Origin of the sequence: Tuberibacillus sp. Marseille-P3662, from assembly GCF_900178005.1 — a bacterium.
GTDB lineage: Bacteria > Bacillota > Bacilli > Bacillales > Sporolactobacillaceae > Marseille-P3662.
On sequence record NZ_FXBS01000006.1, the window covers coordinates 303,546 to 329,092 of the forward strand.

The window sequence follows — 25,547 nt, forward strand, 5'->3', positions numbered from 1 at the left end:
ATTGTACATATCTACCAATAAGGAGGCTCTCCCATGGCAGACGTTACATTTGGTGGGAATCCGGTAACATTGCTTGGTGATGAAGTCACGAAAGGTCAGCAAGCGCCTAATTTCACTGTATTGACGAATGACTTGGCTGAAACTACGCTGAATGACTATTCAGGTGTGAAACTCATAAGTGTTGTCCCTTCTCTAGACACTGGGGTTTGTGATGCGCAAACGCGCCGGTTCAATGAAGAAGCTAGTAATCTGGACAACGTTACAGTCTTAACGATTAGTGTCGATTTACCATTTGCTCAGCAGCGTTGGTGCGGCAGTGTTGGTTTAGATGACGCGGTGACATTATCAGATCACCGGGATCTCTCGTTCGGAGAAGCATATGGTGTCGCTATTAAAGAAATGCGGCTATTAGCACGTTCTGTTTTCGTCGTCAACAGTGATAACCAAGTCGTTCATACAGAATATGTGGATGAAGTTACGAATCATCCAGATTATGAAGCAGCTCTGCAAGCGGCAAAAGAGGCAAAATAAATAAGACTTTCAAGTCATTGATCCCGGTTTTAAGCAACCGGGATCTTTGCGTGTAGCGGTATTTTTTTGTAAGATAGTGAAAGGTATTTCCCAATAAAGCACTTCCTCGCTTACTAAGGACAACGATTTCATTTTAGCGAGGAAGTGAGATCGACATAGTGAAAATGACTATATAGTAGGAGTGCTTATATGGTACAGGAATCGACGACCAATCATTTATATGAGATTTTAGATGAGACAGCGGAAATCATTGCTGATCATCAAGATACGACCTACCTTGAAGCTTTAGCTTTAACAGGTGAAAATATTTATACAACAAATATTCAACAAGACGCTCTTCGTCAGCGCCTTGAACCATTATATGACCGTTTTTTTGTTGAAGGTATGACAGCTGAAGATGTTCGACGAGCGTTTCAATTGGCTGTTTTAAAAGGTATGAAAGCAGCCGCTCAACCACAGCATCAAATGACACCTGATGCTGTTGCTCTATTTATGGGGTTTTTAGTTAATAAAATATTTCCTAGTCATTCGTTTCGCATATTGGATGAAGCTGTTGGTACCGGCAATTTGTTAACAGCTGTCCTCAACCAAACGAATAACCAGGCTGAGGCAGCGTACGGCGTCGAAGTTGATGAATTATTGATTAAACTTTCCAATACGAGTGCTAACCTTCAGCAATGGACCGTTGAGCTGTTTCATCAGGATGCACTGGAACCGATGTTACTGGAGCCAGTTGATTTAACTATTGGTGATTTACCTGTGGGCTATTATCCGGAAAAAAACAACGCCAAAAAATTCCGATTAGGGCACAATCAGGACAAGCTTTATAGTCCTTATTTAATGATTGAGCAAGGCTTAAAATATACAAGACAAGCAGGTTATCTTATATATTTGATCCCGAATGGTTTATTTGATTGGGATGATGATAAAGAGCTGCATGGTTTACTAAAGGATGAAGCTGTAGTCCTAGGTTTGCTCCAACTCCCTCAAACTATGTTTAAGCAAGAACAACATGCAAAGAGTATTTTGATTTTGCAAAAGCAAGGTCAAGGTGTACACAAGCCGGAACAAGCAATGCTCGCACAATTGCCAAGCTTTCAAAATGAAAAAGCACTTGCTGGCGTTATGCAGCAAATTGATGACTGGTTTCAAGAGCATTTGTTCAGAGAACAATAGATGAAGCAGCCCTTCGAAAGGATGGACTAATAGTGTCTAAAATTATTGCGATCAATGCAGGTAGTTCTTCATTAAAATTTCAATTATTAAACATGCCTGATGAAGAAGTGGTGACGAAAGGTATAGTTGAACGCATCGGAATAAACGATTCAGTATTCAATATCGAATACAATGAACAATCGATAGAAGATGTGATGGACATTCCCGACCATGCTGAAGCAGTCCAAATTTTATTGGATAAGCTAACGTCTTTAGGCATCATAGCATCGCTTGATGAAATTGAGGCGATCGGTCACCGTGTGGTTCATGGTGGTGAAGAATTTAACGATTCAGTCCTCATTAATGAGGATGTAGTAAAAAAAATTGAGAAGGTATCTGAATTAGCGCCATTGCATAATCCAGCTAATTTAATGGGCATAAGGGCGTTCAAAGAAGTATTACCGAACGTTCCGGCCGTTGCTGTGTTTGACACGGCGTTCCACCAGTCGATGCCAGAGAAATCTTACTTATACAGCTTACCTTATGACTATTATCAGGATTACGGTATTCGTAAATACGGTTTTCATGGGACATCACATAAGTATGTGGCGAATCGAGCCGCGGAATTGTTAGATCGTCCGTTAGATCAACTCCGATTAATTTCCTGTCATTTAGGGAACGGCGCGAGCATTGCCGCGATTGAAAACGGTCGGTCAATTGATACATCCATGGGATTTACACCGTTAGCTGGCGTAGCAATGGGAACGCGTTCCGGAAACATTGATCCGGCGTTAATCCCATATATAATGGACAAAACAGGCCAAACGGCCGAAGAAGTCATTAATACATTAAATAAGAGAAGTGGTATGCTGGGCATATCAGGTTTTTCAAGTGATTTAAGGGATATTGAAAAGCAGGCTGATGGGGGCAATGAACGAGCTGAATTGGCTTTAGAAGTTTTTGCAAGTCGTATTCATAAATATATCGGATCCTACGCCGCGCGTATGAAGGGTGTCGATGCGATTATATTCACAGCGGGTATCGGTGAAAATTCAGATACTATTCGTGCTAAAGTCTTAACAGGTCTTGAATTTATGGGCCTTTACTGGGACCCAGCACTCAACAAAGTCCACGGCAAAGAAGCCTTTTTGAATTATCCGCATTCGCCGGTTAAAGTGATGGTGATCCCAACAAATGAGGAAGTCATGATCGCGAGAGATACAGTCCGTTTAACAGAAAAATCAGTAAGTTATTAGGTTGGTGACAACATCTCTAATCCCTTCTCCGCATCTCATCCCGAGCATTGTGAAGGGAGGATTGTGCTTCTCAATCTTCAATAGGTTCCATATCACTGAATACGTGCCCAACATTCAACAATCTAAAGATAATATTGTAGGTGATGAAAATGTCAGGTCATCAACACCCAAGACAAGCCCCTGATGTTATATCTTGTGCGGTTATAACGGTGAGTGATACACGGACAAAAGCAACGGATAAAAGTGGCCGTGTGATCATTGATTCCCTTGATGAAGCTTGTCAGCGTCATGATTTATATAAAATTGTTAAAGATGACCCTTCAGACATTAAGGCGGGGATTAAAGAAGCTTTAGAGACGTCAGTTGATGTGATCTTGTTAAATGGCGGAACAGGTATAGCAGAGAGAGACGTCACTATTGAAATCGTTGATCGAATGCTCGATAAGGAGATGCCTGGATTTGGCGAACTTTTTCGTATGCTGAGCTATACTGAGGATATTGGTTCTTCCGCGATGTTAAGCCGGGCGATTGCTGGAGTGATTCATGGAAAGGCGGTATTTTCCATGCCCGGTTCATCAGGTGCTGTCCGCTTGGCGATGTCAAAATTGATTTTACCAGAAATAGAGCATGTCGTGTCTGAGTTACGAAAAAAGCAATAAGCAATAATAAAATTGACCCTATATACACATCTTATATTTTAGAAAGGTCATTTTAAGGCTTTTCTGTGTTCCTTAAATGAAAAGGAGGTTTTCCCAATGGACCGGAATCGTTCAACTGAAGAACAGGATGGAAAAAACCTCGTTTCACAACAAATTAAGGAAGCTTATGAGAGTGGTGTCGTTGATGCTTTTGTGTCAGATGACAAACACATTCTGTCTACATCAAAACAAGAAGGCAAACGGCGCTAACTGTAAAAAAGCTGCTATCCATTTGGATGGCAGCTTTTTTATATCTCTATTTTTAATGAATAAGTAAACGGCATGCGGCGGAAAACTGTTATTAGGTGGTGTTAAATGTGAAACGATTATTGATATGGGCTTTTATCATAGCGGCTTTTCCAACTGTGTTAGCCCATGCCCATTTTTTCGGGCAAGCGAGCTATTTTAAAGTCGTTATGACAACAGATGAAGATGAGTTTCGCTATGAATATCAAAACCCTGATACATTTGAATTCGTGAAAAATCAAACATTAATGTGTGGTGAAAAAGCAGAACGCAAGGTCAATCAACTTTATAAAAACATGCAATTTGATGTCGAACAAAATGCTGATGAACTTGTCAAACGTCTCCAGTCAAATGGTTATGAAGATATAAAAACATTAAAAATATGGTACCGGGATAGTGACGATAAGCTTAACACTTGGGTTTGGAAGCGTGATGGCGGGTATTAACGTCATCACCAATTTTTTTAGTGGGAATGAGTGGCGTCATCACCATAGATGCGTTACATTTGTTATGATGAAATTGAAAGTTATCCATAAGGAGGGTTTTTATGCGTATAGGTATCCCGAAAGAAATAAAAAATAATGAGAATCGGGTCGCCATTACACCAGGGGGCGTAGACAATCTTGTTGGACAAGGTCATGAAGTCTATATTGAAGCTGGGGCAGGTATTGGATCAGGTTTCTCAGATGAGCAGTACAAAGATGCGGGAGCCCATATTGTTAATCGTGCTGAAGATGCATGGCGAGTAGAAATGGTTATGAAGGTGAAAGAACCGTTGCACGAAGAATTTCAGTATTTCCACGAAGGTCTTATTTTATTTACATATTTGCATTTAGCGGCTGAACCGGAATTAACTAAGGCGCTCATTGACAATAAAGTTGTCGGTATCGCTTATGAAACCATTCAATTAAAGAATCACTCATTGCCATTATTAACACCCATGAGTGAAGTTGCTGGCCGTATGGCTGCTCAAATTGGTGCACAATTTCTTGAACAACCCAAAGGCGGTTCTGGTGTGCTTTTAAGTGGTATTCCTGGTGTATCAAGAGGGAGAGTTACGATTATTGGCGGGGGCATTGTTGGTACCAATGCAGCAAAAATTGCGCTTGGCTTAGGTGCGAACGTAACCATGATTGATTTGAATCCAGAACGGTTGAGAGAATTGGATGATATATTTGGAAATTCTGTTCAGACATTGATGTCCAATCCACTAAATATTGCAGAAGCCGTTCAGGCATCTGATCTATTAATTGGCGCCGTCCTCATCCCTGGAGCGAAAGCACCCAAACTTGTTACCGAGGATATGATAAAGACCATGCATGAAGGATCGGTGACGGTTGATGTCGCTATTGATCAAGGAGGTATTATTGAAACGAGTGATCATATTACAACGCATGACGAGCCGACTTATGTTAAACATGGTGTGGTTCATTATGCTGTTGCCAATATGCCTGGTGCCGTTCCAAGAACATCGACGATTGGTCTAACGAATGTGACCGTTCCTTACGCTGGAAAAATTGCGGCTAAAGGGTACGCCAAAGCATCCCTAGATGAAGAACCGATTATGAAAGGCATTAATACATTAGATGGTTTTGTCACTTATCAAGCTGTTGCCGATGCTCATGGGTTGGAATATAGAGATACGCTAAATCTGTTAAAAGAGAGTATATAAAAGAAGCTGCGATATAAAGTCGCAGCTTTCTTTCAATCAATTACGGTTAGGTCTTTCGGATACTTGGTTAAACATTCAGGCCCATCTGGCCCGATATGCACATCATCTTCAATGCGAACGCCGCCAATGTCAGGGACATAAATACCAGGTTCAATCGTAATCAGCATGCCTTCACCTAACTGATTCTTATTAGCATCACTAAGAGATGGTGCCTCATGGGCATCTAATCCAAGGCCATGGCCGACTCTGTGCGGAAAGTAGTCACCATAACCGGCATCGGTAATGACCTGTCTTGCGGTTCGGTCCAATTGGTTCATGGGTTGTTCTATGGTACATTGAGCGATGCTTTGTTGCTGGGCATTGAGTACGGTTTCGTAAATCGCTTTTTGCTTTTCAGTAGCGTGCTTATAAATGAAAGTGCGGGTAATATCAGAGCAGTAGCCGTTCACAACAACACCTAGATCGAACATTACGAAGTCGCCTTCTTTAATTTGGCGTTCGCCTGGGTGACCGTGGGGCATGGCCGTCTTTTCGCCGGTCAACACCATGGTTGAAAATGCCATTTCCGGATAACCACGTTTCGTCAGCTCATATTCGATTTCCGCAATAATAGCCTGTTCAGTGCGACCTTTCTTTATGGCTTCAACACCCGTTTGGATCGCAAAATCAGCCAGTTCAGCGGCTTTGCGCAAGTGGACTAATTCTTCCGGATCTTTGACCATTCGCATCTGTTCAATCATAGGTTCAGCAGCATCAATGGTCAGTTGAGTAAACATGGACTCAAGCTTTTGGACACGAGCGAAAGAGAGGTAATCGGTTTCTATAATTGCTTTAGCATGACCGGTCAAATCTCGTTGCTTGAACGCGCTTTTCAGAGCGTCCCAAGGATCCTCATGATCTTGGTAGCCGATCACCTGATGAGCCCAACCCGCTGATTTTGCCTGATCCGCTTCCATAGCAGGACAAATAATTAGAGGTTCAGATTCTGGAAAAATAACTAAGCCTAAAAGGCGCTCATGAGGTTCACATTTGAACCCTGAGAAATAAAAAACATTTTTTGGATGTGAGATATAGGCAAATGTGATGTCATTTTGTGATAACCATGCCTGCAATCTATGGAGACGCTTGTCATTCATCGAACTTTTCACACTCCTGATAATCATTTTTACTATCTTGTATTTACCCCACTGCTAAAATGATATGGTAGTACTTAGCGAAGCGGGGAAGTGCTTCTGATATAATCATTTTTACTTCGTCGCAAGACCCCTTTGCTAAAATGATATGGTAGTACTTAGCGGAGCGGGGAAGTGCTTCTGATATAATCATTTTACTTCGTCGCAAGACCCCTTTGCTAAAATGATATGGTAGTACTTAGCGAAGCGGGGAAGTGCTTCCAATTAAATCATTTATGTATACTTTATCATAATGTGTCATCATTGTTCAGTCAAAAATCTGCATTTTTTTAGACTTGAGAATCCGAGTCAGTTTGATGTTCCACAAGAGGTTGCGTTTGTAGCCGAATAATCTTACAGTCATAATAAAGATAATTGAAACCTTAACGGCCTGATCTTCGTTGAAAACTATATAACGTGATGGAGGCCAATGAGAAAAGAGGTGAGATCAGTTGGGACTATGGTCACGCTTATTTAGCAAAAAGAAGGATGCTCCAGAAGTTGAAGAGAGAACGCTGCTTAATATTCAAGTCGGGGATATGATTACTTATGAATTGGAAGATTATGAAGTAGTCGGTAAAATGACATTAAATGACCACGGTTTTCAGTGGTTTGAATATCAATTGGAAGTTCCCGGCGAGAAATCATTATGGCTGTCGGTTGAGATGGATGATGAGCTTGAGATTGCCGTGTATAAAAAAATTAAGCATCCCGTCTCTGAACCCATTCCCAAAACGCTTACCGTTGATGAAGTGTCATATACATTAGATGAAAAAGGCATGGCTGAGGTTTCCGGACAAGGGCGGAGCAGTCAACTCAGTGGCCAAACTGTCACGTATTATGATTTCAGTAATGAAGCGGAAGATCAGCTGGTGGCCATTGAGGTTTGGAATGGTGAAATTGAGGTGAGTCAAGGGCATACCGCCCAAGATTATGAATTCCAAATCATTGCTGGGAGTCGTTAGATAAAATTTGAATAAATTAGGGAGGAACATGTGATATGTTCAATATGTTCAAACGCGTTAAAACATTAATGTCTTCAGAGTTAAACTCGGCGCTTGATAAGGCTGAAGATCCGGTGAAGATGCTTGATCAATATATGAGGGAAATGGAATCCGATATTCGTGATGCGGAGACCGCTGTTTCCAAACAAATGGCTAATGAAAAAATGTTAAATAAAAAGTATGATGACGCTAAAAAACTTGTGGATAAACGTCAAGAGCAAGCGGAGAAGGCATTAGAAGCTGGTAATGAGGACTTGGCACGACGGGCATTGGAAGACAAAAAAAGTCATGATGAGCAAGCTGAATCATTAAAAACAGCGTGGGAACGTGCAAAGACAGATGCTGATGATCTCAAGAAAAAGCTTCAAGAGATGAAAAATGAATACCAAGATATGGATCTTAAACGGGACTCCTTAAAAGCTCGTGCTGAAACGGCTAAAACCAAGACAAAAATTAATCGTAGCATGTCGAATGTCGGTTCTGAGGAATCACAAAAAGGTTTCAGCCGGATGGAGGAAAAAGTATTACAGCAGGAGGCGGAAGCAGAAACGAGCGAGGACCTTAATCAGGCTAACAAAAGTCTAGACGATGAATTAGATGCCCTCGATGACAAGAATGATGTTGATGATGAACTTGCTGAACTAAAGAAAAAAATAGGGAAAGAGTAATCACTCTTCCCCTATTTAGGGGGTGATGTTGCTTTGCGAAAAATGTTGTTAGCGTTATGTGTCCTGACAGCTACTGTATTACCAGGTTGTTCCTTTGGGAAAAATATCTTAGATGTCGCAAAAGATAAGTATGATTTAGATGACACAGTAAAAAGCAGTGTCCAGCGTGAAGACGAGACTTATATATTCAAACCAGATCAAACCATTGATCAAGTTTCCCAAACGCTTTCAAAGGAAATCAAACCAGAACGAACATCAGACACTGTCGATGGCAAGAAAGTCCTTGTCTATGATGACTATATTGTGACGTTGACAAAGGATGACAATAATAAGACAAACTTGGAAGTGGCTACTTATGGCTTTGTTCGTGATAATTATCATCCAAGCTTCTTTGAAGGTCTGCTCGCTTATTCACTTCTCAGCAATATTTTAGGTGCTGATGATTGGGCAAGACGACAAGGGCAACGATGTCGTTCAGCCATCGGCGGCAGTTGCTATAATGGTTATGCTGCTTCAGGCGGTCATTATAAAGGTCCCGGTTCCAAACCTTTATTTAAATCATCACCGTTTCGCGGCGGTGGCCTGGGAGCAGGTAAATAATACAAAAGGGAGTGGTAAAGATGGATGCAGTTTTGTTAACGATTTATTACTTTGTGGTCTCAGTTATTCTTATTATAATTGGCCTTTATCTGTTTGAGCTAGTGACAACAAAATATAAGGATTGGGAAGAAATTGCCGCAGGGAACTATGCAGTAGCGTTGTCTATAGGTGGTAAGATTGTTGGTATTTCTATTGTTCTTTTATTTTCTATCCTAGAAAATGATACGATTACGCAAACGGTATTGTGGGGTATTCTAGGGATTGTCTTACAACTTGTAGTTTACTATATATTTGAAACCTTAACTAAATTTTCAGTGCAGGATAAACTTAAAGAAAACAACTTGGCCGTCGGCATTATTTCGTTTTCCGTATCGGCTGGGCTTGCCTTTGTTATCGGTGCCTCAATTACATAAGGTGATTTAGCTGCCAGGTGGGGGAAACATGAATCAATTATCGATTAAACAGACGAAACAAATTTATTGGGCTTCTGGGATTGTTTCTATTTGCGGCATTATTTTTGAAGTGCTATTCGGGGCGCTGGGTTCCTATATCTTGGGGGATGGAGTGAAGCAATATACGCTCACAATCTCCCTTTTTTTAACGGGGATGGGGCTTGGCGCTTATATCAGTGAAAAAGTCGGCAGAAAGTTGATTGCTTACTTTATCGGGATTGAATATGCCGTCGCTGCCATTGGCGGCTTATCATCTTTCTTGATGTTTGGTATTACAGCTTATTTACCGTCCGGTTCGGATGCTTTATTTCTATATGGTGTTATTGTAACGATAGGGACATTGACTGGACTGGAATTACCGATTCTCATTCGGAAAGCCAATGAGATCGGAGTAACGATTAATAAAAGCACGGCGCGCGTCTTATTTTCGGACTATGCAGGCGGACTCGTCGGGGGCATTCTATTTGCTTTTTGGCTCAGACCGTATTTTGGACTCGTGAAAACGGCTTTTCTTGTAGGACTGATTAATTTAGCCGTCGCCTTCTGGATCTTATTTATCTTTAAACAAGAGCTACGCCGTATCCGTTTAAAGGCAGTGATCGGTGGTTTAATAGCGGTTATTCTTGTTTGGGGTTTATTTTTTGGTGAAGAAGCAGCTTTTATGTTTGAGCAGAAAATATATAGGGATCCGATTATTTATTCCCAGAACACTGAGTATCAAAAAATCGTTATGACTAAAGAACAAGGTGACTTGCGTCTCTATTTAAATGGTAATTTACAATTTAGTTCGGTTGATGAATATCGATATCATGAAACGCTTGTCCATCCTGTGATGGCCATGGTTCAAAAACCGAGAGATGTTTTGATTCTAGGTGGTGGTGATGGTTTAGCGGCACGTGAAGTGTTGAAATATCCATTTGTCAAGCAAATTGATTTGGTGGATCTCGATCCAGAGATGACGCGATTGGGTCAACATAATGACTTATTAACCCAGTTGAATCATCAATCACTCAACAACGATAAGGTGACGGTTTTTAACCAAGATGGTTATGAATATCTTGACAATCATTCCGACATGTACGATGCCGTGTTTATTGATTTACCAGATCCTGAGGATACATCGCTCAGCAAATTGTACTCGAAATCGTTCTACAAACTTGTTAAGCAGCATTTAAAACCGGGCGGTGCTATAATCGTACAGTCAACAAGCCCTGTATTTGCAACTAAGGTGTATTGGACGATCAACAAAACCGTTGAGTCTGCAGGTTTTAAAACAGAAAATCTGCATGTCGACATTCCTAGTTTTGGTAATTGGGGGTTTGTGATTGGAAGGCGTAAGCCGGTAAATATTGATCAAGTACGTTTAAGAAATGTTGATATGAGGTATTTAAATAATGATACCTTACACGCCATGGACACGTTTGGTAAAGATATTGATGCTAACGTTCGCCAAAATGGTGAAAAGGTTAAATGGCAGCCAAATACACTCCAACATCCCATTATTATTGAAATGTATCAGAAAGCTTGGTTATATTATTAATAGGACGATCATTAATTTTTATGAGGTGATTTTATGAAGGTTACATATTATGGTCAATCCGTTGTATTGGTGGAAACGGATAAAGCTAACATTCTCTTTGACCCGTTTATATCAGGGAACGGTCAATGCAGTATCAGTGTGGGCGATTTACCTCGAATTGATGTGATTATTCTGACACATGGGCATAATGACCATGTCGGTGATACTGCCGATATTGCTAAACAGCATGGTGCTCAAATCATCGGCATTGCTGAAATTGCCACATACTTTGGAAATAAAGGGTTAAACACGCATGGTATGTCAATTGGCGGCGGCTATCAATTTGATTTTGGTCACGTCAAAATGACCCCAGCCCTTCACGGTTCCAGTTATACTGAGGATGATGGTACGATTGTGTATACGGGCATGCCAGCGGGTATCTTGTTAACGATAAATGGTACAACCATTTACCATGCCGGTGATACAGCGCTGTTTAGTGATATGAAGTTGATCGGTGAACGTAACGACATTGATCTCGCTTTCTTACCAATCGGTGATAACTTTACGATGGGACCGGATGATGCTGCTGTAGCAGCTGAATGGGTTGGAGCCAAAACCGTTGTCCCGGTTCACTATAATACTTTCCCAGTCATTGAGCAGGATCCTGACGATTTCGTTAGCAAGCTTAAAGGCAGTCAAGGTAAAGTGCTTCATTCTGGCGACAGTATCGAATTATAAGATGATGTGAAGAACAAGGGGTTGTCCCAAATGAGGGGACGACCCTTTTTTATGATTGGCGTTTTCGTCTTATTCTCTATATAATAGTGGTTAAATAACATTTTTTGTACGGAGATGAAAGATGGGTGAACGATTTTGGCAACGAAACATGAACAGATTCTCGATCACATAAGAAATTTAGACATCGGTTATAAAATATCAGTACGACAAATGGCAAAGGACTTAAAAGTTAGTGATGGAACGGCATACAGGGCAATCAAAGACGCTGAAAACCAAGGGTTTGTCAGTACCATTGACCGGGTTGGTACGATTCGGATTGAGAAAAAAGATAAAGGGAATATTGAACGATTGACTTATGCTGAAGTCGTCGGGATTGTTGATGGCCAGGTTCTCGGCGGGCGAAAAGGTTTGCACAAAACCTTGAACCGTTTTTTAATCGGAGCAATGAAACTTGAAGCGATGATGAAGTATGTCGATGCGGGCGGGCTTTTAATTGTCGGTAACAGGGATAAGGCACAGGAATATGGCCTACAGGCTGGGGCAGCCGTTCTTATTACCGGTGGCTTTGATACCCGTGATGAAGTGAAACAACTTGCCGATCAAATGGAAATGCCGGTCATTTCAACCTCTTATGATACGTTTACAGTCGCGGAAATGATTAACCGGGCGATCTATGATCAGCTAATTAAGAAGGAAATTCTACACGTATCCGATATATTGATTCCATTGGAACATACGAATTACCTGCAAACAACAGATACGGTGAGTGATTGGTATCACATGAACAAGACAACAACGCACAGTCGATATCCAGTTGTAGAGCAGGATTTAAAAGTCCATGGCATGGTGACGGCCAAAGACATTATCGGCAAAGATGATGATATATCTATTGAAAAAATTATGACAAAGCAGCCCATGATGGTTAATGAAACAACATCGGTGGCGTCAGCGGCGCACAATATGATTTGGGAAGGCATTGAATGTTTGCCAGTCATCAGTTCGCAAAAGAAACTGATAGGGATCATCACTCGACAAGATGTTCTTAAAGCGATGCAGATGATTCAAAGGCAACCGCAGGTCGGTGAGACGATTGATGACACAGTTGCTGAACAAATCAAAGATGTATCGACTCAGGTTGAATCTGTCTATCAGTTTGAAGTAATGCCGCAGATGACGAACTATCTTGGATCATTGTCCTACGGTGTTGTGACCACTATTGTTACAACGGTTGGACGCCGGGTTTTAAATAAAGAAAAAAAAGGTGACCTCGTCGTCGAGAATGTCACCTTATACTTTCTGAAACCCGTCCAAATTGAGAGTAAGCTATTAATCAAACCTCGGATCTTGGAAATGTCTAGACGTTACGGCAAAGTCGATGTGGAAATGTATCATGAAGGTGTCGCCGTTGGGAAAGCTTTCTTAATCGTCCAGTTCATTGATCGTTATTAGACTCAAGTTCATGAGCAACATAGGGTAAGATTTGCCGGTATTGTTTAATGCTATAATAGGTATAGTAACAACCATAGGCTATTAATAGAATAGCAATGGTTAAAGTAACGGCTGTTGGGTTCATAATCGATTGATTGATGCCAAAGACTGTAACGAAGATGCCCAATCCGATATGCGATTTGATGATGGTCCAATGCTTACGATAAGATTGGGGTATTCGCCAACCTTTGACGCGATAAATCAAGAATACAACGACTGCAATCAACATGAGAACAATAAGACCAGGCATGTCTGTCCCTCCAATTCTATTCATATTCATTTTAACGACTTTCATCAAAAAATGCTATCCATAGCTCGAGATAGCTAAAAAAGGAGTTTATGAAATGTTAAAGGACATTTTTCAAGCAATAGAATATTATAACACAATTATTATTCATCGACACGTCCGTCCCGACCCTGATGCGCTCGGCTCACAAGGCGGTCTGGCTTGTTTAATAAAAGATCATTATCCAAATAAAAAAGTGTATATGGTTGGTGATGACGAACCCTCATTAAGCTTTTTGACCTGTATGGATGCTATCGATGATGACACTTATAATGGTGCCTTGGTGATTGTCTGTGATACAGCTAATCAGGAACGCATTGATGATCAAAGGTATCATAAGGGAGAGCGGTTGATCAAGATTGATCATCATCCCAATGTAGATCCTTATGGTGATGACATTTGGGTGGATACTGAAGCAAGCTCTGTTAGTGAAATGATTGTGGACATGTGTGAGAATAACGAGATATGGACGTTATCCGATGAGGCCGCGCGCTTGCTGTATGCAGGGATTGTCGGGGATACCGGCCGATTTTTATTTGCAAATACGACCGTCAAGACATTTAAGCGAGCTGCAAAGCTGATCGAGAAACAGTTTGATCGAGGAGCGTTACATAATGCGCTGTATGAGAAAAAGTTATCTTTAATGAAATTAAATGGGTACGTGCTTCAGAATTTTTCTATGACGAAGGACGGTGTTGGATATTTGAAATTACCGTTAGATGTCACAAAGGCGTTCGAAGTTACGCCAAGCGAAGCATCACTCTTAATCAATGCCTTTTCAGATACAAAAGGGATGAAGGCATGGGTATTCTTTATAGAAGAAGAAGATCAGATTCGTGTTCGATTTCGTTCCAAGGGCCCTGTTGTCAACCAAATCGCGGCGCGCTATGATGGTGGCGGTCATCCTATGGCAGCAGGGGCAACGGTCTATCAGTGGAAGGAAACGGAAGCTGTTTTAGAGGATTTAATCGACGTCTGCCAAACTGACCAACAAACATAAAAATGCCGGCTGTATGTGTACAGCCGGCTCATATTATTCCTGTTCAGGGATAAACCAAGACCCAAGAGACGTTTGGTCGACGTGGACATTTAAGTCGCGTTTTCGAATCTCTCTTTTCATCAAACGCGCAACTTCCATAGACTCCGTAAATGCGCCTTGACCTTCCTCAATCATGTTGACTTTTTCCTTTGCCGTATGTCGGCGACTGATAATCATCGCATCATCACCTCCATATACTAATCTATATCCAGTATACTACAGAAAGGTGATTTTGTCAGAAAACTTGCTTTCCTGACATAAAATTGTAAAAATTCTTATTCTGTCGATGTCGATGCTGTTGATTCAACATCTGAGATTTTAACGGTGACATTGATGATGGAATAGTACTCGACGTTTAAAATCTCAAATTGATAACCAGTATCATCAACGATAAATGTTTTGTCTTCAATAGAGCGATAAATTAAATCACTCGTTGTATAGACGCTATGAACGTCTTGATTAACTAGAGAACCGAGTTGCTCATTGATTTTCTTTTTGAGGTCATATTTGGTGATTTCGCTAACCTTTTCAGAGTACTTCTCGGGCACTTTTATTTTTACGTTAATTTCTTGAACGGTTAATTGCTTTTCAAGTTTTTCGTTCTTTTCCTTTTTCTCTTTTAAAAGCGTTTCATTGCTTCTTTCGAGATCATCGATCTTGGTTTCCTGCTTTTTTATCTTATTTATTTGTTCTTCTTGTGCCAATCCGAAAATGACAAGAAAGAAGGCAAATCCGACGAACATACCGATGATCACGCCGGCTAAAAAACGTTGCCACGATGGAATGCGGTAATAGGGCGGGATACGCATTTATTGAGCAACCTCCTGAGTAAACCATTGGATGATGATCATGCCGGTATGGGCCCCAGACATGGCACAAGTTATTAAGAGGATATGTTTAACGACTTCAAGCGGCGTCCCGTCGAGAAAACCTTGTTCAAGCTCACGGATCGTGTCAAAAGTGCCACCGATGGCAGCGACGATCGCCCAGATTTTGAGCTTACCGGCAAGTTTACTCATTTCAGTTAATGGCGGTTGACTGGTCATGAAAAAAGCGATAGTGCCTATTAAACAGCCCCCAATCATCACACCTAAGGCAATAAAAAAATAAGCGATTGCAAGCTCAGCAAATTGTCGAAAATCCATCGTCACCCACTCCCTCTGTTAGTTCATTTTATGGGACGAGGTGGGTGCATATGATTTTGATTTTCACACCTTTAGATAATATTATTTGCGCGTGTCCGTCTATGTTGATTATAGTAGAATTAGTCATTATAGTGTGATTGAAGGGAGAAGCTCATGAGCTTTATTCATTTGCACGTTCATACGGAATACAGTCTACTTGAGAGTAGCTGTCGCATTGAAGATTTGGTTCAAGCAGCGAGCCATGCTGGCTGCGAGGCCTTAGCAATTACTGATACCAACGTGATGTATGGTGTCATCCCGTTCTATAAAACCTGTGTGAAATACGGCGTTAAGCCCATCGTCGGTATGGAAATCAATTTACAGGAGGATGCCTCCCTCGTTTTGCTCGCTAAAAATCAAACAGGGTATCATAATCTTGTTCATTTGAGCACCTTAGCTCAAACAAGGGATGAGAACGGCATCGATCGGGATACGCTTGCTAAGTATAGTCAGGGTCTGATAGCGTTATCATCAGGGCCTCATGGGGATATTGCCAAGCTGCTTCAAAATGGACAGCGTGAACAAGCCTATCAGCTTGCAAATGATTACAAACAAACGTTTAAAGACGGTTTCTATTTGGAACTACAGGATCATGGACTTCCCCATGAAAAAGAACTGATTAACAGCCTGTTCCAAATGGCTCACGATTGTTCGCTTCCTATTGTTGCAACGAATAATGTCCATTACCTTAAACCATCTGATGCGGATGCATTTTATGCGCTTCAAGCAATTAAAACTGGACAAACGTTGTCAGAAGTGAAGCAGCATTCTGCTCCGGCGGTATACGATTTTAAATCGGATGTAGAAATGCACGAACGATTTCAAGATATACCTGAAGCGGTTGCTAATACAAAAGCAATTGCTGATGCTTGTGACGTGACGTTTAATTTTAACCAGTATCGTCTACCAGAATTTCCTACACCGTCTGGAAAAACAGCGGTTGACTATCTTAGAGAACAATGTGATATCGGGTTGGCTAAACATTATGGCGAGAGTCGAACTGATGCTAGAGAACGGCTTGATTATGAGTTAAGTGTGATCAACAAAATGGGCTTTGCTGATTATTTTCTTATCGTTTGGGATTTTATTCAATTTGCCCGCAGCCAAGGGATTGATCCTGGACCAGGGCGTGGTTCAGCGGCAGGGTCGATTGTAGCCTATGTGTTAGGCATTACCGAGATTGATCCGCTTAAATACCATCTTCTATTTGAACGATTCCTGAATCCGGAACGTGTGACGATGCCAGATATTGATATCGACTTTCCTGATACGAAGCGTGATGTTGTTATAGATTATGTCTTTAAAAAGTATGGAAACGGGCATGTTGCGCAAATTGTAACATTTGGGACGTTAGCCGCCCGTGCGGCTGTTCGTGATATTGGTAAAGTGATGGAGGTTGACCCGAATCACATTGACCGTGCGGCTAAGTTGATTCCAGGCCGGCCTGGAATGACCTTGAAGGAAGCAGTCAGTGGGTCCGATGACCTTAAGCAACTGATCCGGCAGAATGATGACCTTAAGCAAGTGTTCCGGATGGCAAAGGCTGTTGAAGGTGTACCCAGACACACGTCCATTCATGCTGCGGGCATCATCATGAGTCAAGTAGCGTTGACCGACCTTGTTCCGATGCAGACAACATCTGATGGTCACTATTTAACGCAATACTCAATGGGCCATTTAGAGGACCTAGGATTGTTGAAAATGGATTTTTTAGGTCTGCGGAATTTAACCTTAATTGAAACGATATTAGCTTCTATCCAAGAATATACCGGCGAATCGATAGATCTGAGTCGTATAGAGGCGGACGATGAATCCACGCTTAGACTTTTAAGCCAAGGGGATACAACAGGAGTATTCCAATTAGAGTCTAAAGGCATGCGGGACGTCTTACGTAAACTTAGGCCATCGCATTTTGAAGATGTCATTGCTGTTAATGCTTTATATCGACCTGGTCCCAGCCAATTTATTAATGATTATATTCAAGCGAAACACGGCCATGTTTCTGTGAGTTATCCCCATCCGGATTTGGAACCGATTTTGAAGCCAACATATGGAGTGCTTATATACCAAGAGCAAATTATGCAAATAGCGGCAAAAATGGCTGGATTTTCATTAGGGGAAGCGGATGTTTTAAGAAGAGCAATTTCGAAAAAAAAGCGAGATATTCTTGAAGAGCAAAAAAAATATTTTGTCGAAGGTTGTATAAAAAAAGGTTACAATCAGGCTATTGCCGAAAGAATATATGAGTTGATTGTTCGATTTGCGGACTACGGGTTTAATCGATCTCATGCAGCGGCTTATAGTGTTATTGCTTACCGGCTGGCTTATTTAAAAACGCATTACCCACAATATTTTATGTCGGCGTTACTAACGAGTGTGATGAATCATCATGATAAGATCAGCAGCTACATCACTGAGTTTAAGAGTCAGGGTGTTGCGATTTTGCCACCATCTATCAATCGTAGTGAAGCGATGTTTAAGCCTGAGGGTAGTCATATCCGGTTTGGTTTAAATGGGATTAAAAATGTTGGACAAGCTGCTGTTCAAGAATTGATTGGTAAGCGTCAGTCGAAACCCTATGATAACTTATTTGATTTATGTGCACGTATTTCACTTAAGAAGGTTAATCGCCGGGCATTGGAATCATTTATTTTAGCAGGGGCTTTAGATGATTTAAATACAAATCGGGCTCAGCTATTGGCAACACTGGAGACGGCGATGACCTACGGTGAGCAGCGGCAAGGTGCGGCTGGTCAACAGGAGTTATTGATGGATTCGGATCATAGTGACGTTGACTATGTTGATGTTCCCCCGTTAAGTTCTAAGGAACAATTGAAGTTTGAGAAAGAAGCGACGGGCTTTTATTTAACGATGCACCCCGTGGAATTGTATAAGAAACAAATGGCAGGCCATCGGAGAGAAACCCTTAATCAGACATGGCAAACGGGTCAAGTATATCGCTTTGCGGTGCTTCTAGAGGAGCTACGCCAAATCAAAACGAAGCGGGGGAAAATGATGGCATTTGCCAACGTTAGTGATGAAACTGGGCAAATGGATGCTGTCATTTTTCCGGAAAGCTATGAATCTCATGTCAATATCTTTTATAATGGAGCGTTACTGTATATTGAAGGAACGCTTGAAGATCGGGGCCAGCAAAAACAATTAGTCATCAAAAAAGCTCAGTCACTGAAAAAACTACAGCCTAGCCAGCGGTTGTTTATTAAAGTTGATTATGCTCATCATGAATCCAGGTACTTGCAAGCCTTAAAAGAGTTTTTACAAAAAGAACATGGGAAGTGGCCGGTTGTTCTATACTATGAGACATCTAATCAATCCATCCAATTACCTGCGCAGTATCAAGTTAGTGAAGCCCAGGCATCGCTAGACTACATCAAACGTCTAATGGGCAATCATAATGTCATTTTACGCTAGGGAACGTGATTAAGTTTTTTTATTTGCCTCACTTTGTTATAATTATTTGGTCAGAGAGTTTGTCTATTATCGAAGGTTAAGATCATTGACGTCGTACAAATAAACTTTTAAGGGAGCCCTTTCCCGCTGCGCTAAGGACTACCATGTTATTTGAGCAGGAAGTAAGGAACACCGACGTGTGCGTCGCGACGTCGTACAAATAAACTTTTAAGGGAGCGTGAACGAAGTGTCAACAACTCGTGAAGAAGCCCTACATATTCATCGTATTAATAAAGGTAAACTTGAGTCTCATTCCAAAGTTCCGGTGCGGAATGCCAAGGATTTAAGTTTGGCTTATTCCCCTGGTGTCGCTGAACCTTGTAAAGAAATATATGATAATAAAGAAAAAGTATACGAATACACAATGAAGGGGAATACCGTCGGTGTTGTTTCGAATGGAACGGCGGTTCTTGGTCTTGGGAATATCGGGCCGGAGGCAGCGCTTCCAGTTATGGAAGGTAAAGCTGTACTTTTCAAAAGTTTTGCGGGTGTTGATGCTTTCCCGATATGTCTTCAGTCATCGGACGTTGATCAAATTGTTAATTCTGTCAAAGGATTAGCACCGACATTTGGCGGAATCAATTTAGAAGATATTGCTGCTCCTGATTGCTTTATCATTGAAGAGCGGTTGAAAAAGGAAACCGATATCCCTGTATTCCATGATGATCAGCACGGAACAGCGATTGTGACGGCAGCGGGTCTCGTCAATGCTTTGAAGTTAAGCCATAAACGCATGAGTGAAATTAAAGTTTTGATTAACGGGGCTGGCTCAGCTGGTGTCGCGATTATCAAATTATTACACCGCTTTGGTGTCCAAGATATTATCATGTGTGACTCTAAAGGTGCGATTTATGAAGGTCGTGACTATGGAATGAATGAAATGAAAGACGAAATCTCCAAATTCACGAATCGCTCTAAAAAAGAAGGCGAACTGAAAAATGTTGTCAAAGACATGGACGTATTTATCGGTGTATCGGTTGAAGGCGCATTGGATAAAGAAATGGTTGAGTCGATGAATGATGATCCTATCATTTTTGCCATGGCCAACCCTGTACCGGAAATTATGCCTGATGATGCGAAGGTTTCTGGCGCCAAAGTTATTGGTACAGGAAGGTCAGATTTCCCAAATCAGATTAATAATGTTTTAGCTTTTCCCGGAATTTTCCGTGGTGCATTAGATGTCCATGCGACACATATCAATGAAGAGATGAAGGAAGCAGCTGTATACGCAATCGCTAATCTTGTGACTGAGGGTGAACTTAATGCCGATTATGTCATTCCAGCACCATTTAACCCGCAAGTCGCTCCAGCTGTTGCGGCGGAAGTAGCTAAAGCAGCTATGGAAACGGGTGTCGCTAGACGCAATATCGATCCTGAAGATATTAAACAAAAGACCCAGGAAGTTGCCATAATCGATAAAGGCGAATAATTTGACGTCACGAATTTATTTTAATATATTGAATGATGCTGTAGTGTCACAATGACCCGAATGGCGATTCATACCAGATAAGAAGGTGTTGACACTTGCTAAATAATTTTTTTAACAAGAAAAGAAAGTATGCAACGGTTCCTTCTGAGCAGTTAAAGCAAGAAGTTCCGGAAGGGATTATGCAGAAATGTCCGGAATGCAAAAAAATAATGTATGCAAAGGAACTTAAGAAACATCTTTATGTTTGTCAGTCGTGTGGTTATCATTATCAAATGACAGCTCCAGATCGAATTGAAAGTCTGATTGATGAAGGAACTTTTGAGGAATTCGATGAAGGTATGGTGTCGGATAATCCACTTCATTTTCCAGGATATGAGGAGAAATTAGAAAAGGATCGCCAAAAAACCTCTTTGAATGAGGCCGTTGTGACCGGCCAAGGAAAGTTAAATGGACTGGATTTTGTCATAGCTGTCATGGATTCTCGTTTTCGTATGGGAAGCATGGGATCGGTAATTGGTGAAAAAATTACCCGGGCGATTGAAACGGCCAAGCAAAGGCAGTTACCGATGGTTATATTTGTAGCCTCCGGTGGAGCACGCATGCAAGAAGGCGTTCTAAGCCTGATGCAAATGGCAAAAACAAGTACGGAACTTAAAGATTTCAGCGATCAAGGCGGTTTGTTCATTACAGTTATGACCCATCCGACAACTGGTGGTGTCACGGCAAGCTTTGCATCCCTCGGTGATTATAACTTTTCGGAGCCGGGTGCCTTAATTGGATTTGCGGGTCGGCGGATCATCGAACAAACCATTCGCGAAGATCTTCCGGAAGACTTTCAGACTGCGGAATTTCTCTTAAAACATGGTCAGTTGGACAGTGTCTTGCATCGCAGTAAATTAAGAGAGACCTTAACGCTAGTCTTGTCGGCTCATGCCGAAGGAGGTGAAGAACAATGGCTTCAGAATTAGACTTTGAAAAACCGATCAATGAACTTAAAAGTAAAATTAGTGAATTGAAAACATTTATGCAAGAAAAAGATGTTGATTTATCTGATGAACTTGAACGTCTGCAGATCCGATTAGCCGATTTGGAAGCGGAAGTCTATGACAATATGTCACCCTGGAATCGTGTTCAAGTCGCCCGGCATATGCAGCGTCCGACGACACTAGATTATCTGCCCTATTTATTTACGGACTTTTTAGAGGTTCACGGTGATCGATTGTATGGTGATGATGAAGCCATTGTTGCCGGAATTGCTAAATATTATGGGCGTCCAGTGACAGTGATTGGTGAACAGCGCGGTCGTGATACCAAAGAAAACGTACGGCGTAATTTTGGTATGCCGCATCCTGAGGGATATCGGAAGGCACTTCGGCTTATGAAACAAGCGGAGAAGTTTCGTCGTCCGATCATTACATTTATTGATACTAAAGGCGCTTTTCCTGGAAAAACGGCCGAAGAACGTGGCCAGGGAGAAGCAATTGCCCGTAATTTGCTGGAAATGTCCGGATTTACTGTACCGATTGTTTGCATCGTCATAGGTGAAGGTGCAAGCGGCGGTGCCTTAGCCATAGGTGTCGGTGACCGCTTATTAATGCTTGAGAACTCATGGTATTCTGTTATATCACCTGAAGGCGCAGCGGCACTTTTATGGAAAGATGCTGGACAGGCGGAACGGGCGGCCGATACGATGAAAATCACCGGCCCAGATTTGAAAGATATGGGTGTTATTGATCAACTGATTCCCGAAGTGCGTGGCGGTGCCCATCATAACATAGATGAGCAGGCAGCCAATATTGATCATGCTCTTTCTGAAGCTTTGTTAGACCTTAGTCATTTAAGCCAACACGAGTTAGTGCAGTCAAGAAGAGAAAAATACCGCCAAATCGGTGAATATATCACTGAAATCGGTGACACTAGCCAGAGATGATGTGCTTTCTATCATAGAAAGCACCTTTTTAATGCAAAAATAAAGGGTGGCACAATATAAGAAATGTATGACATGAAATTGGGTTAATTCAAACATGAGGTGGTCATAATGAAGAAAATAGGTGTACTAACGAGCGGTGGTGACGCTCCTGGAATGAACGCAGCTATACGCTCGGTGGTGCGAAAAGGAATTTTTCATGATGTTGAAGTCTATGGTATTTATCAAGGGTATTCAGGATTGATTTTCGGCAATATTCACAAGATGGAATTGGGCAGCGTTGGTGATATTATTCACCGTGGCGGGACAATTTTACATAGTGCCCGTAGTGATGACTTTAAAACGTATGACGGACAAATGAAAGGCATTGAACAGCTAAAGCAATTTGGCATTGAAGCCCTTGTTGTTATCGGGGGTGATGGGTCATTTAAAGGTGCAGAGAAATTAACGGAGCATGGGTTTCCGACTATTGGTATTCCAGGAACGATCGATAACGATATTCCTGGGACAGATTTCACTGTTGGCTTTGATACGGCTCTTAACACAGTGATTGATGCCATTGATAAAATTCGTGATACGGCTTCATCACATGAACGAACATTTATCATCGAAGCAATGGGGCGCGATGCCGGCGACATTGCTTTATGGTCTGGCCTCGCTGATGGGGCAGAAACGATTCTTATTCCTGAAGAGGACTATGATATGGATAACATCATTCATCGGCTTAGACGTGGTAATCATCGCGGAAAGCGCCATAGCATCATTGTTGTTGCTGAAGGTGCGGGCAGTGCTAGTGATGTTGCCGCTGATTTGAAAGAAAATGCAGGCATTGATACGAGAGTTACTGTACTGGGACATATCCAACGCGGAGGCTCACCAACAGCTTATGATCGTGTTCTTGCCAGCCGGCTAGGTGGAAAAGCGCTTGATTTGTTATTAGAAGGCGAAGCGGGCAAAATGGTAGGTATTGAGAATAATGAGATTGTTTCACACAATATCCAGAGCATTTTAACAGGTCAACATAAAATTGATCCACAATTAATCCGTCTCGCTCATGAATTATCAATTTAATACAGGGGGTAAAGGTAATGCGAAAAACAAAAATTGTTTGTACGATTGGACCTGCTAGTGAATCAACTGAGACCTTAACAGAGCTTATTCATTCCGGGATGAATGTGGCTCGTATGAATTTTTCTCATGGTGATTATGATGAGCATGGCCAGCGGATTGAAAGTCTTCGTCAAGCCGTCCAACAAACGGGCCAAAATGTGGGCGTTCTTTTAGATACTAAGGGGCCTGAAATTCGGACAGGTAATATGGCTGAGGAGCCTGTCAACCTTGAACGTGGTCAGAAATTAACGGTTTCCACTTATGAAGTTCTCGGCACCAATGAACAAATCTCTGTTACATATGAAGGTTTGCATGAGGACGTATATGAAGGGGGAAAGATCCTTCTAGATGATGGTTTAATTGAACTTGAGGTTCAATCAATTCAAGGAAAAGATATTATTACTGAAGTGTTAAATAGTGGTGAACTTAAAAGCAAGAAGGGTGTTAACGTTCCGAATGTCAGTGTAAATTTGCCGGGCATTACAGATAAAGATGCGAATGATATTGTCTTCGGGATTGAACAAGGCATTGATTTCATTGCTGCTTCTTTTGTTCGCCGGGCCTCCGATGTCCTTGATATTCGTGAATTGCTTGAAAAACACGGTGCAGAGGATATCCAAATTATACCAAAAATTGAGAACCGTGAAGGTGTGGACAATATTGATGACATCTTAGAGGTTTCCGATGGTTTAATGGTGGCCCGTGGTGACCTTGGTGTTGAAATTCCGGCCGAAGAAGTGCCGCTTGTTCAAAAACAGCTTATTAAAAAATGCAACGAATCTGGAAAACCAGTCATTACAGCAACGCAAATGCTGGATTCGATGCAACGGAATCCACGGCCTACACGCGCTGAATCCAGCGACGTGGCGAATGCGATTTTTGATGGTACGGATGCCATTATGCTTTCTGGGGAAACAGCTGCAGGTGACTACCCGGATAAAGCGGTACAAACCATGGACAAAATTGCAGAAAGAACCGAACAAGCATTGGATTATCGCGATTTAATGCGAAGCAGGAGTTCGGAAAGTGATACGACAATAACGGATGCAATTGGACAAGCCGTTTCACATACTGCCTTAAATCTGAATGTCTCATCAATCATAACAGCCACTGTAAGTGGTCATACAGCGAGAGTCGTATCTAAATATCGTCCAAAGGCCAATATTGTGGCTGTAACGAGCACAGAAAAGTCACTCCGGCGTCTAACATTAGTTTGGGGTGTTTATCCATGTATGGGTAAAATCGCCTCCTCTACCGATGAGATGTTGGATGTAGCCGTCCATGAAGCGGTTCAATCAGAGATGGTGGATCATGGTGATCTTGTTGTTATTACGGCTGGTGTCCCTGTCGGTAAAGTTGGTACGACGAATCTTATGAAGGTTCACATCGTGGGTGAAACAATGGCCAAAGGTCAAGGCATTGGAAAATCATCGACCACGGCTGAAGTCTTTGTTGCTGACGGGAATGATAGAGCGCTAGAGCAAATGCCTGACGGTGCGATTTTAGTCGCCAAATCAACCGACCGTGAGATGATGGATACGATTCAACGTGCGAGTGCCATTGTCACTGAAGTTGGTGGCTTAACGTCACATGCGGCGGTTGTCGGACTTAACCTTAATATCCCAGTCATTGTGGGCGTAAACAACGCCACAACTTTATTTAAAAATGGACAAGTGATTACTGTTAATGCTCCAGGCGGGGACATTTATGACGGTCATGCCAAAGTTTTATAATGGTTTCCTTAGGCTATTTTCGTAAATTTTGTTGCTTTTTAACCTCGTGGTTGAACCGAAATGCATCGTAATATACCGCTCCGGAAATACACTACGCTTTCCGCGGGTGACCCGTGAGCCTCCTCGAACTCCGTTCTGCGGGGTCTCACTTTGGCCACTAGTCCCGCAG

26 protein-coding genes are annotated in these 25,547 nt (G+C 41.8%); 21 read left to right on the forward strand and 5 right to left on the reverse strand.

What is annotated here, in order from left to right:
* Positions 1–33 precede the first annotated feature (33 nt).
* The 7 genes from tpx (at position 34) to ald (ending at position 5,558) form a co-directional block, all read left to right on the forward strand.
* Positions 34–531: a thiol peroxidase gene (tpx, locus tag B9Y89_RS10010; protein ID WP_085523095.1), complete on the forward strand. Its 498-nt coding sequence runs from the start codon at positions 34–36 to the stop codon at positions 529–531.
* A 189-nt stretch (positions 532–720) separates the two neighbouring features.
* Complete coding sequence (locus tag B9Y89_RS10015) at positions 721–1,707, forward strand: class I SAM-dependent methyltransferase (RefSeq protein WP_085523096.1); 987 nt, start codon at positions 721–723, stop codon at positions 1,705–1,707.
* A 32-nt stretch (positions 1,708–1,739) separates the two neighbouring features.
* A complete protein-coding gene (locus B9Y89_RS10020) occupies positions 1,740–2,942 on the forward strand; it encodes an acetate kinase (RefSeq protein WP_085523097.1) in 1,203 nt (400 codons plus the stop codon).
* A gap of 149 nt (positions 2,943–3,091) precedes the next feature.
* A complete protein-coding gene (locus B9Y89_RS10025) occupies positions 3,092–3,601 on the forward strand; it encodes a MogA/MoaB family molybdenum cofactor biosynthesis protein (protein ID WP_085523098.1) in 510 nt (169 codons plus the stop codon).
* A gap of 96 nt (positions 3,602–3,697) precedes the next feature.
* A complete protein-coding gene (locus tag B9Y89_RS19030; RefSeq protein WP_176222176.1) occupies positions 3,698–3,850 on the forward strand; it encodes a hypothetical protein in 153 nt (50 codons plus the stop codon).
* A 107-nt stretch (positions 3,851–3,957) separates the two neighbouring features.
* Complete coding sequence (locus B9Y89_RS10030; RefSeq protein ID WP_085523099.1) at positions 3,958–4,332, forward strand: hypothetical protein; 375 nt, start codon at positions 3,958–3,960, stop codon at positions 4,330–4,332.
* 101 nt (positions 4,333–4,433) lie between these two features.
* A complete protein-coding gene (gene ald, locus B9Y89_RS10035; protein WP_085523100.1) occupies positions 4,434–5,558 on the forward strand; it encodes an alanine dehydrogenase in 1,125 nt (374 codons plus the stop codon).
* Positions 5,559–5,590: 32 nt separating this feature from the next.
* Here the strand turns inward: ald and B9Y89_RS10040 are convergent, their stop codons facing one another.
* Entirely contained in the window at positions 5,591–6,694 is a 1,104-nt protein-coding gene (locus B9Y89_RS10040) for a M24 family metallopeptidase (RefSeq protein WP_085523101.1), read from the reverse strand.
* 488 nt (positions 6,695–7,182) lie between these two features.
* On the opposite strand from B9Y89_RS10040, the gene B9Y89_RS10045 reads away from it, so the two are divergent.
* The 7 genes from B9Y89_RS10045 (at position 7,183) to B9Y89_RS10075 (ending at position 13,160) form a co-directional block, all read left to right on the forward strand.
* Positions 7,183–7,695 carry a DUF4178 domain-containing protein gene (locus B9Y89_RS10045; RefSeq protein ID WP_085523102.1) on the forward strand — a complete coding sequence of 171 codons (513 nt, stop codon included), beginning with the start codon at positions 7,183–7,185 and terminating at the stop codon, positions 7,693–7,695.
* 35 nt (positions 7,696–7,730) lie between these two features.
* Complete coding sequence (locus B9Y89_RS10050) at positions 7,731–8,402, forward strand: PspA/IM30 family protein (RefSeq protein WP_085523103.1); 672 nt, start codon at positions 7,731–7,733, stop codon at positions 8,400–8,402.
* A 42-nt stretch (positions 8,403–8,444) separates the two neighbouring features.
* Entirely contained in the window at positions 8,445–9,002 is a 558-nt protein-coding gene (locus B9Y89_RS10055) for a DUF4247 domain-containing protein (RefSeq protein WP_254901295.1), read from the forward strand.
* 20 nt (positions 9,003–9,022) lie between these two features.
* On the forward strand, positions 9,023–9,415 hold the full coding sequence (locus B9Y89_RS10060; protein WP_085523105.1) for a DUF350 domain-containing protein: 393 nt from the start codon (positions 9,023–9,025) through the stop codon (positions 9,413–9,415).
* A gap of 28 nt (positions 9,416–9,443) precedes the next feature.
* Positions 9,444–10,994, forward strand: coding sequence for a polyamine aminopropyltransferase (locus B9Y89_RS10065; RefSeq protein ID WP_085523106.1), 1,551 nt, complete (start codon positions 9,444–9,446; stop codon positions 10,992–10,994).
* Positions 10,995–11,027: 33 nt separating this feature from the next.
* Positions 11,028–11,711 (forward strand): metal-dependent hydrolase, encoded by a 684-nt coding sequence (locus B9Y89_RS10070; protein ID WP_085523107.1) that lies wholly within the window; start codon positions 11,028–11,030, stop codon positions 11,709–11,711.
* 135 nt (positions 11,712–11,846) lie between these two features.
* Positions 11,847–13,160, forward strand: coding sequence for a DRTGG domain-containing protein (locus tag B9Y89_RS10075; protein WP_085523108.1), 1,314 nt, complete (start codon positions 11,847–11,849; stop codon positions 13,158–13,160).
* Here B9Y89_RS10075 and B9Y89_RS10080 read toward each other — a convergent pair.
* Positions 13,144–13,449, reverse strand: coding sequence for a YtpI family protein (locus B9Y89_RS10080; RefSeq protein WP_176222177.1), 306 nt, complete (start codon positions 13,447–13,449; stop codon positions 13,144–13,146). The two genes, B9Y89_RS10075 and B9Y89_RS10080, sit on opposite strands and share 17 nt — an antisense overlap.
* 94 nt (positions 13,450–13,543) lie before the next feature.
* Between B9Y89_RS10080 and B9Y89_RS10085 the strand changes: the two genes are divergently transcribed.
* Positions 13,544–14,485 carry a DHH family phosphoesterase gene (locus B9Y89_RS10085; RefSeq protein WP_085523110.1) on the forward strand — a complete coding sequence of 314 codons (942 nt, stop codon included), beginning with the start codon at positions 13,544–13,546 and terminating at the stop codon, positions 14,483–14,485.
* A gap of 33 nt (positions 14,486–14,518) precedes the next feature.
* Here the strand turns inward: B9Y89_RS10085 and B9Y89_RS10090 are convergent, their stop codons facing one another.
* From B9Y89_RS10090 to B9Y89_RS10100, 3 genes are all read right to left on the reverse strand, one after another.
* Positions 14,519–14,701: a hypothetical protein gene (locus tag B9Y89_RS10090; protein ID WP_085523111.1), complete on the reverse strand. Its 183-nt coding sequence runs from the start codon at positions 14,699–14,701 to the stop codon at positions 14,519–14,521.
* 98 nt (positions 14,702–14,799) lie between these two features.
* Entirely contained in the window at positions 14,800–15,333 is a 534-nt protein-coding gene (gene ytrI / locus B9Y89_RS10095; RefSeq protein ID WP_085523112.1) for a sporulation membrane protein YtrI, read from the reverse strand.
* Positions 15,334–15,669 carry a YtrH family sporulation protein gene (locus tag B9Y89_RS10100; RefSeq protein WP_085523113.1) on the reverse strand — a complete coding sequence of 112 codons (336 nt, stop codon included), beginning with the start codon at positions 15,667–15,669 and terminating at the stop codon, positions 15,334–15,336.
* Positions 15,670–15,822: 153 nt separating this feature from the next.
* Between B9Y89_RS10100 and dnaE the strand changes: the two genes are divergently transcribed.
* The 6 genes from dnaE (at position 15,823) to pyk (ending at position 25,378) form a co-directional block, all read left to right on the forward strand.
* On the forward strand, positions 15,823–19,140 hold the full coding sequence (dnaE, locus tag B9Y89_RS10105) for a DNA polymerase III subunit alpha (protein ID WP_085523114.1): 3,318 nt from the start codon (positions 15,823–15,825) through the stop codon (positions 19,138–19,140).
* Positions 19,141–19,366: 226 nt separating this feature from the next.
* The gene (locus B9Y89_RS10110) at positions 19,367–20,608 is read left to right on the forward strand and encodes an NADP-dependent malic enzyme (protein ID WP_085523115.1); all 1,242 of its coding nucleotides are present in this window, start codon (positions 19,367–19,369) and stop codon (positions 20,606–20,608) included.
* A gap of 95 nt (positions 20,609–20,703) precedes the next feature.
* Positions 20,704–21,576 carry an acetyl-CoA carboxylase, carboxyltransferase subunit beta gene (gene accD, locus B9Y89_RS10115; RefSeq protein WP_085523116.1) on the forward strand — a complete coding sequence of 291 codons (873 nt, stop codon included), beginning with the start codon at positions 20,704–20,706 and terminating at the stop codon, positions 21,574–21,576.
* Positions 21,561–22,538 carry an acetyl-CoA carboxylase carboxyl transferase subunit alpha gene (gene accA / locus B9Y89_RS10120; protein WP_085523117.1) on the forward strand — a complete coding sequence of 326 codons (978 nt, stop codon included), beginning with the start codon at positions 21,561–21,563 and terminating at the stop codon, positions 22,536–22,538. Before accD ends, accA begins: the two co-directional genes overlap by 16 nt.
* Positions 22,539–22,646: 108 nt before the next feature.
* On the forward strand, positions 22,647–23,606 hold the full coding sequence (gene pfkA / locus B9Y89_RS10125; RefSeq protein ID WP_085523118.1) for a 6-phosphofructokinase: 960 nt from the start codon (positions 22,647–22,649) through the stop codon (positions 23,604–23,606).
* Positions 23,607–23,623: 17 nt separating this feature from the next.
* On the forward strand, positions 23,624–25,378 hold the full coding sequence (pyk, locus tag B9Y89_RS10130; RefSeq protein WP_085523119.1) for a pyruvate kinase: 1,755 nt from the start codon (positions 23,624–23,626) through the stop codon (positions 25,376–25,378).
* Positions 25,379–25,547 lie beyond the last annotated feature (169 nt).

What these genes read in the sequence shown, in the direction of transcription:
- B9Y89_RS10085 (WP_085523110.1), top strand. Translation starts at nt 13,544, where the DNA reads ATGTTAAAGGACATTTTTCAAGCAATAGAATATTATAACACAATTATT.
- B9Y89_RS10070 (WP_085523107.1), top strand. Translation starts at nt 11,028, where the DNA reads ATGAAGGTTACATATTATGGTCAATCCGTTGTATTGGTGGAAACGGAT.
- B9Y89_RS10080 (WP_176222177.1), bottom strand. Translation starts at nt 13,449, where the DNA reads ATGCCTGGTCTTATTGTTCTCATGTTGATTGCAGTCGTTGTATTCTTG.
- B9Y89_RS10060 (WP_085523105.1), top strand. Translation starts at nt 9,023, where the DNA reads ATGGATGCAGTTTTGTTAACGATTTATTACTTTGTGGTCTCAGTTATT.
- pfkA (WP_085523118.1), top strand. Translation starts at nt 22,647, where the DNA reads ATGAAGAAAATAGGTGTACTAACGAGCGGTGGTGACGCTCCTGGAATG.
- ytrI (WP_085523112.1), bottom strand. Translation starts at nt 15,333, where the DNA reads ATGCGTATCCCGCCCTATTACCGCATTCCATCGTGGCAACGTTTTTTA.
- B9Y89_RS10055 (WP_254901295.1), top strand. Translation starts at nt 8,445, where the DNA reads ATGTTGTTAGCGTTATGTGTCCTGACAGCTACTGTATTACCAGGTTGT.
- pyk (WP_085523119.1), top strand. Translation starts at nt 23,624, where the DNA reads ATGCGAAAAACAAAAATTGTTTGTACGATTGGACCTGCTAGTGAATCA.
- B9Y89_RS19030 (WP_176222176.1), top strand. Translation starts at nt 3,698, where the DNA reads ATGGACCGGAATCGTTCAACTGAAGAACAGGATGGAAAAAACCTCGTT.
- B9Y89_RS10100 (WP_085523113.1), bottom strand. Translation starts at nt 15,669, where the DNA reads ATGGATTTTCGACAATTTGCTGAGCTTGCAATCGCTTATTTTTTTATT.
- ald (WP_085523100.1), top strand. Translation starts at nt 4,434, where the DNA reads ATGCGTATAGGTATCCCGAAAGAAATAAAAAATAATGAGAATCGGGTC.
- B9Y89_RS10025 (WP_085523098.1), top strand. Translation starts at nt 3,092, where the DNA reads ATGTCAGGTCATCAACACCCAAGACAAGCCCCTGATGTTATATCTTGT.
- B9Y89_RS10050 (WP_085523103.1), top strand. Translation starts at nt 7,731, where the DNA reads ATGTTCAATATGTTCAAACGCGTTAAAACATTAATGTCTTCAGAGTTA.
- tpx (WP_085523095.1), top strand. Translation starts at nt 34, where the DNA reads ATGGCAGACGTTACATTTGGTGGGAATCCGGTAACATTGCTTGGTGAT.
- B9Y89_RS10065 (WP_085523106.1), top strand. Translation starts at nt 9,444, where the DNA reads ATGAATCAATTATCGATTAAACAGACGAAACAAATTTATTGGGCTTCT.
- B9Y89_RS10090 (WP_085523111.1), bottom strand. Translation starts at nt 14,701, where the DNA reads ATGATTATCAGTCGCCGACATACGGCAAAGGAAAAAGTCAACATGATT.
- accA (WP_085523117.1), top strand. Translation starts at nt 21,561, where the DNA reads ATGGCTTCAGAATTAGACTTTGAAAAACCGATCAATGAACTTAAAAGT.
- B9Y89_RS10015 (WP_085523096.1), top strand. Translation starts at nt 721, where the DNA reads ATGGTACAGGAATCGACGACCAATCATTTATATGAGATTTTAGATGAG.
- B9Y89_RS10040 (WP_085523101.1), bottom strand. Translation starts at nt 6,694, where the DNA reads ATGAATGACAAGCGTCTCCATAGATTGCAGGCATGGTTATCACAAAAT.
- dnaE (WP_085523114.1), top strand. Translation starts at nt 15,823, where the DNA reads ATGAGCTTTATTCATTTGCACGTTCATACGGAATACAGTCTACTTGAG.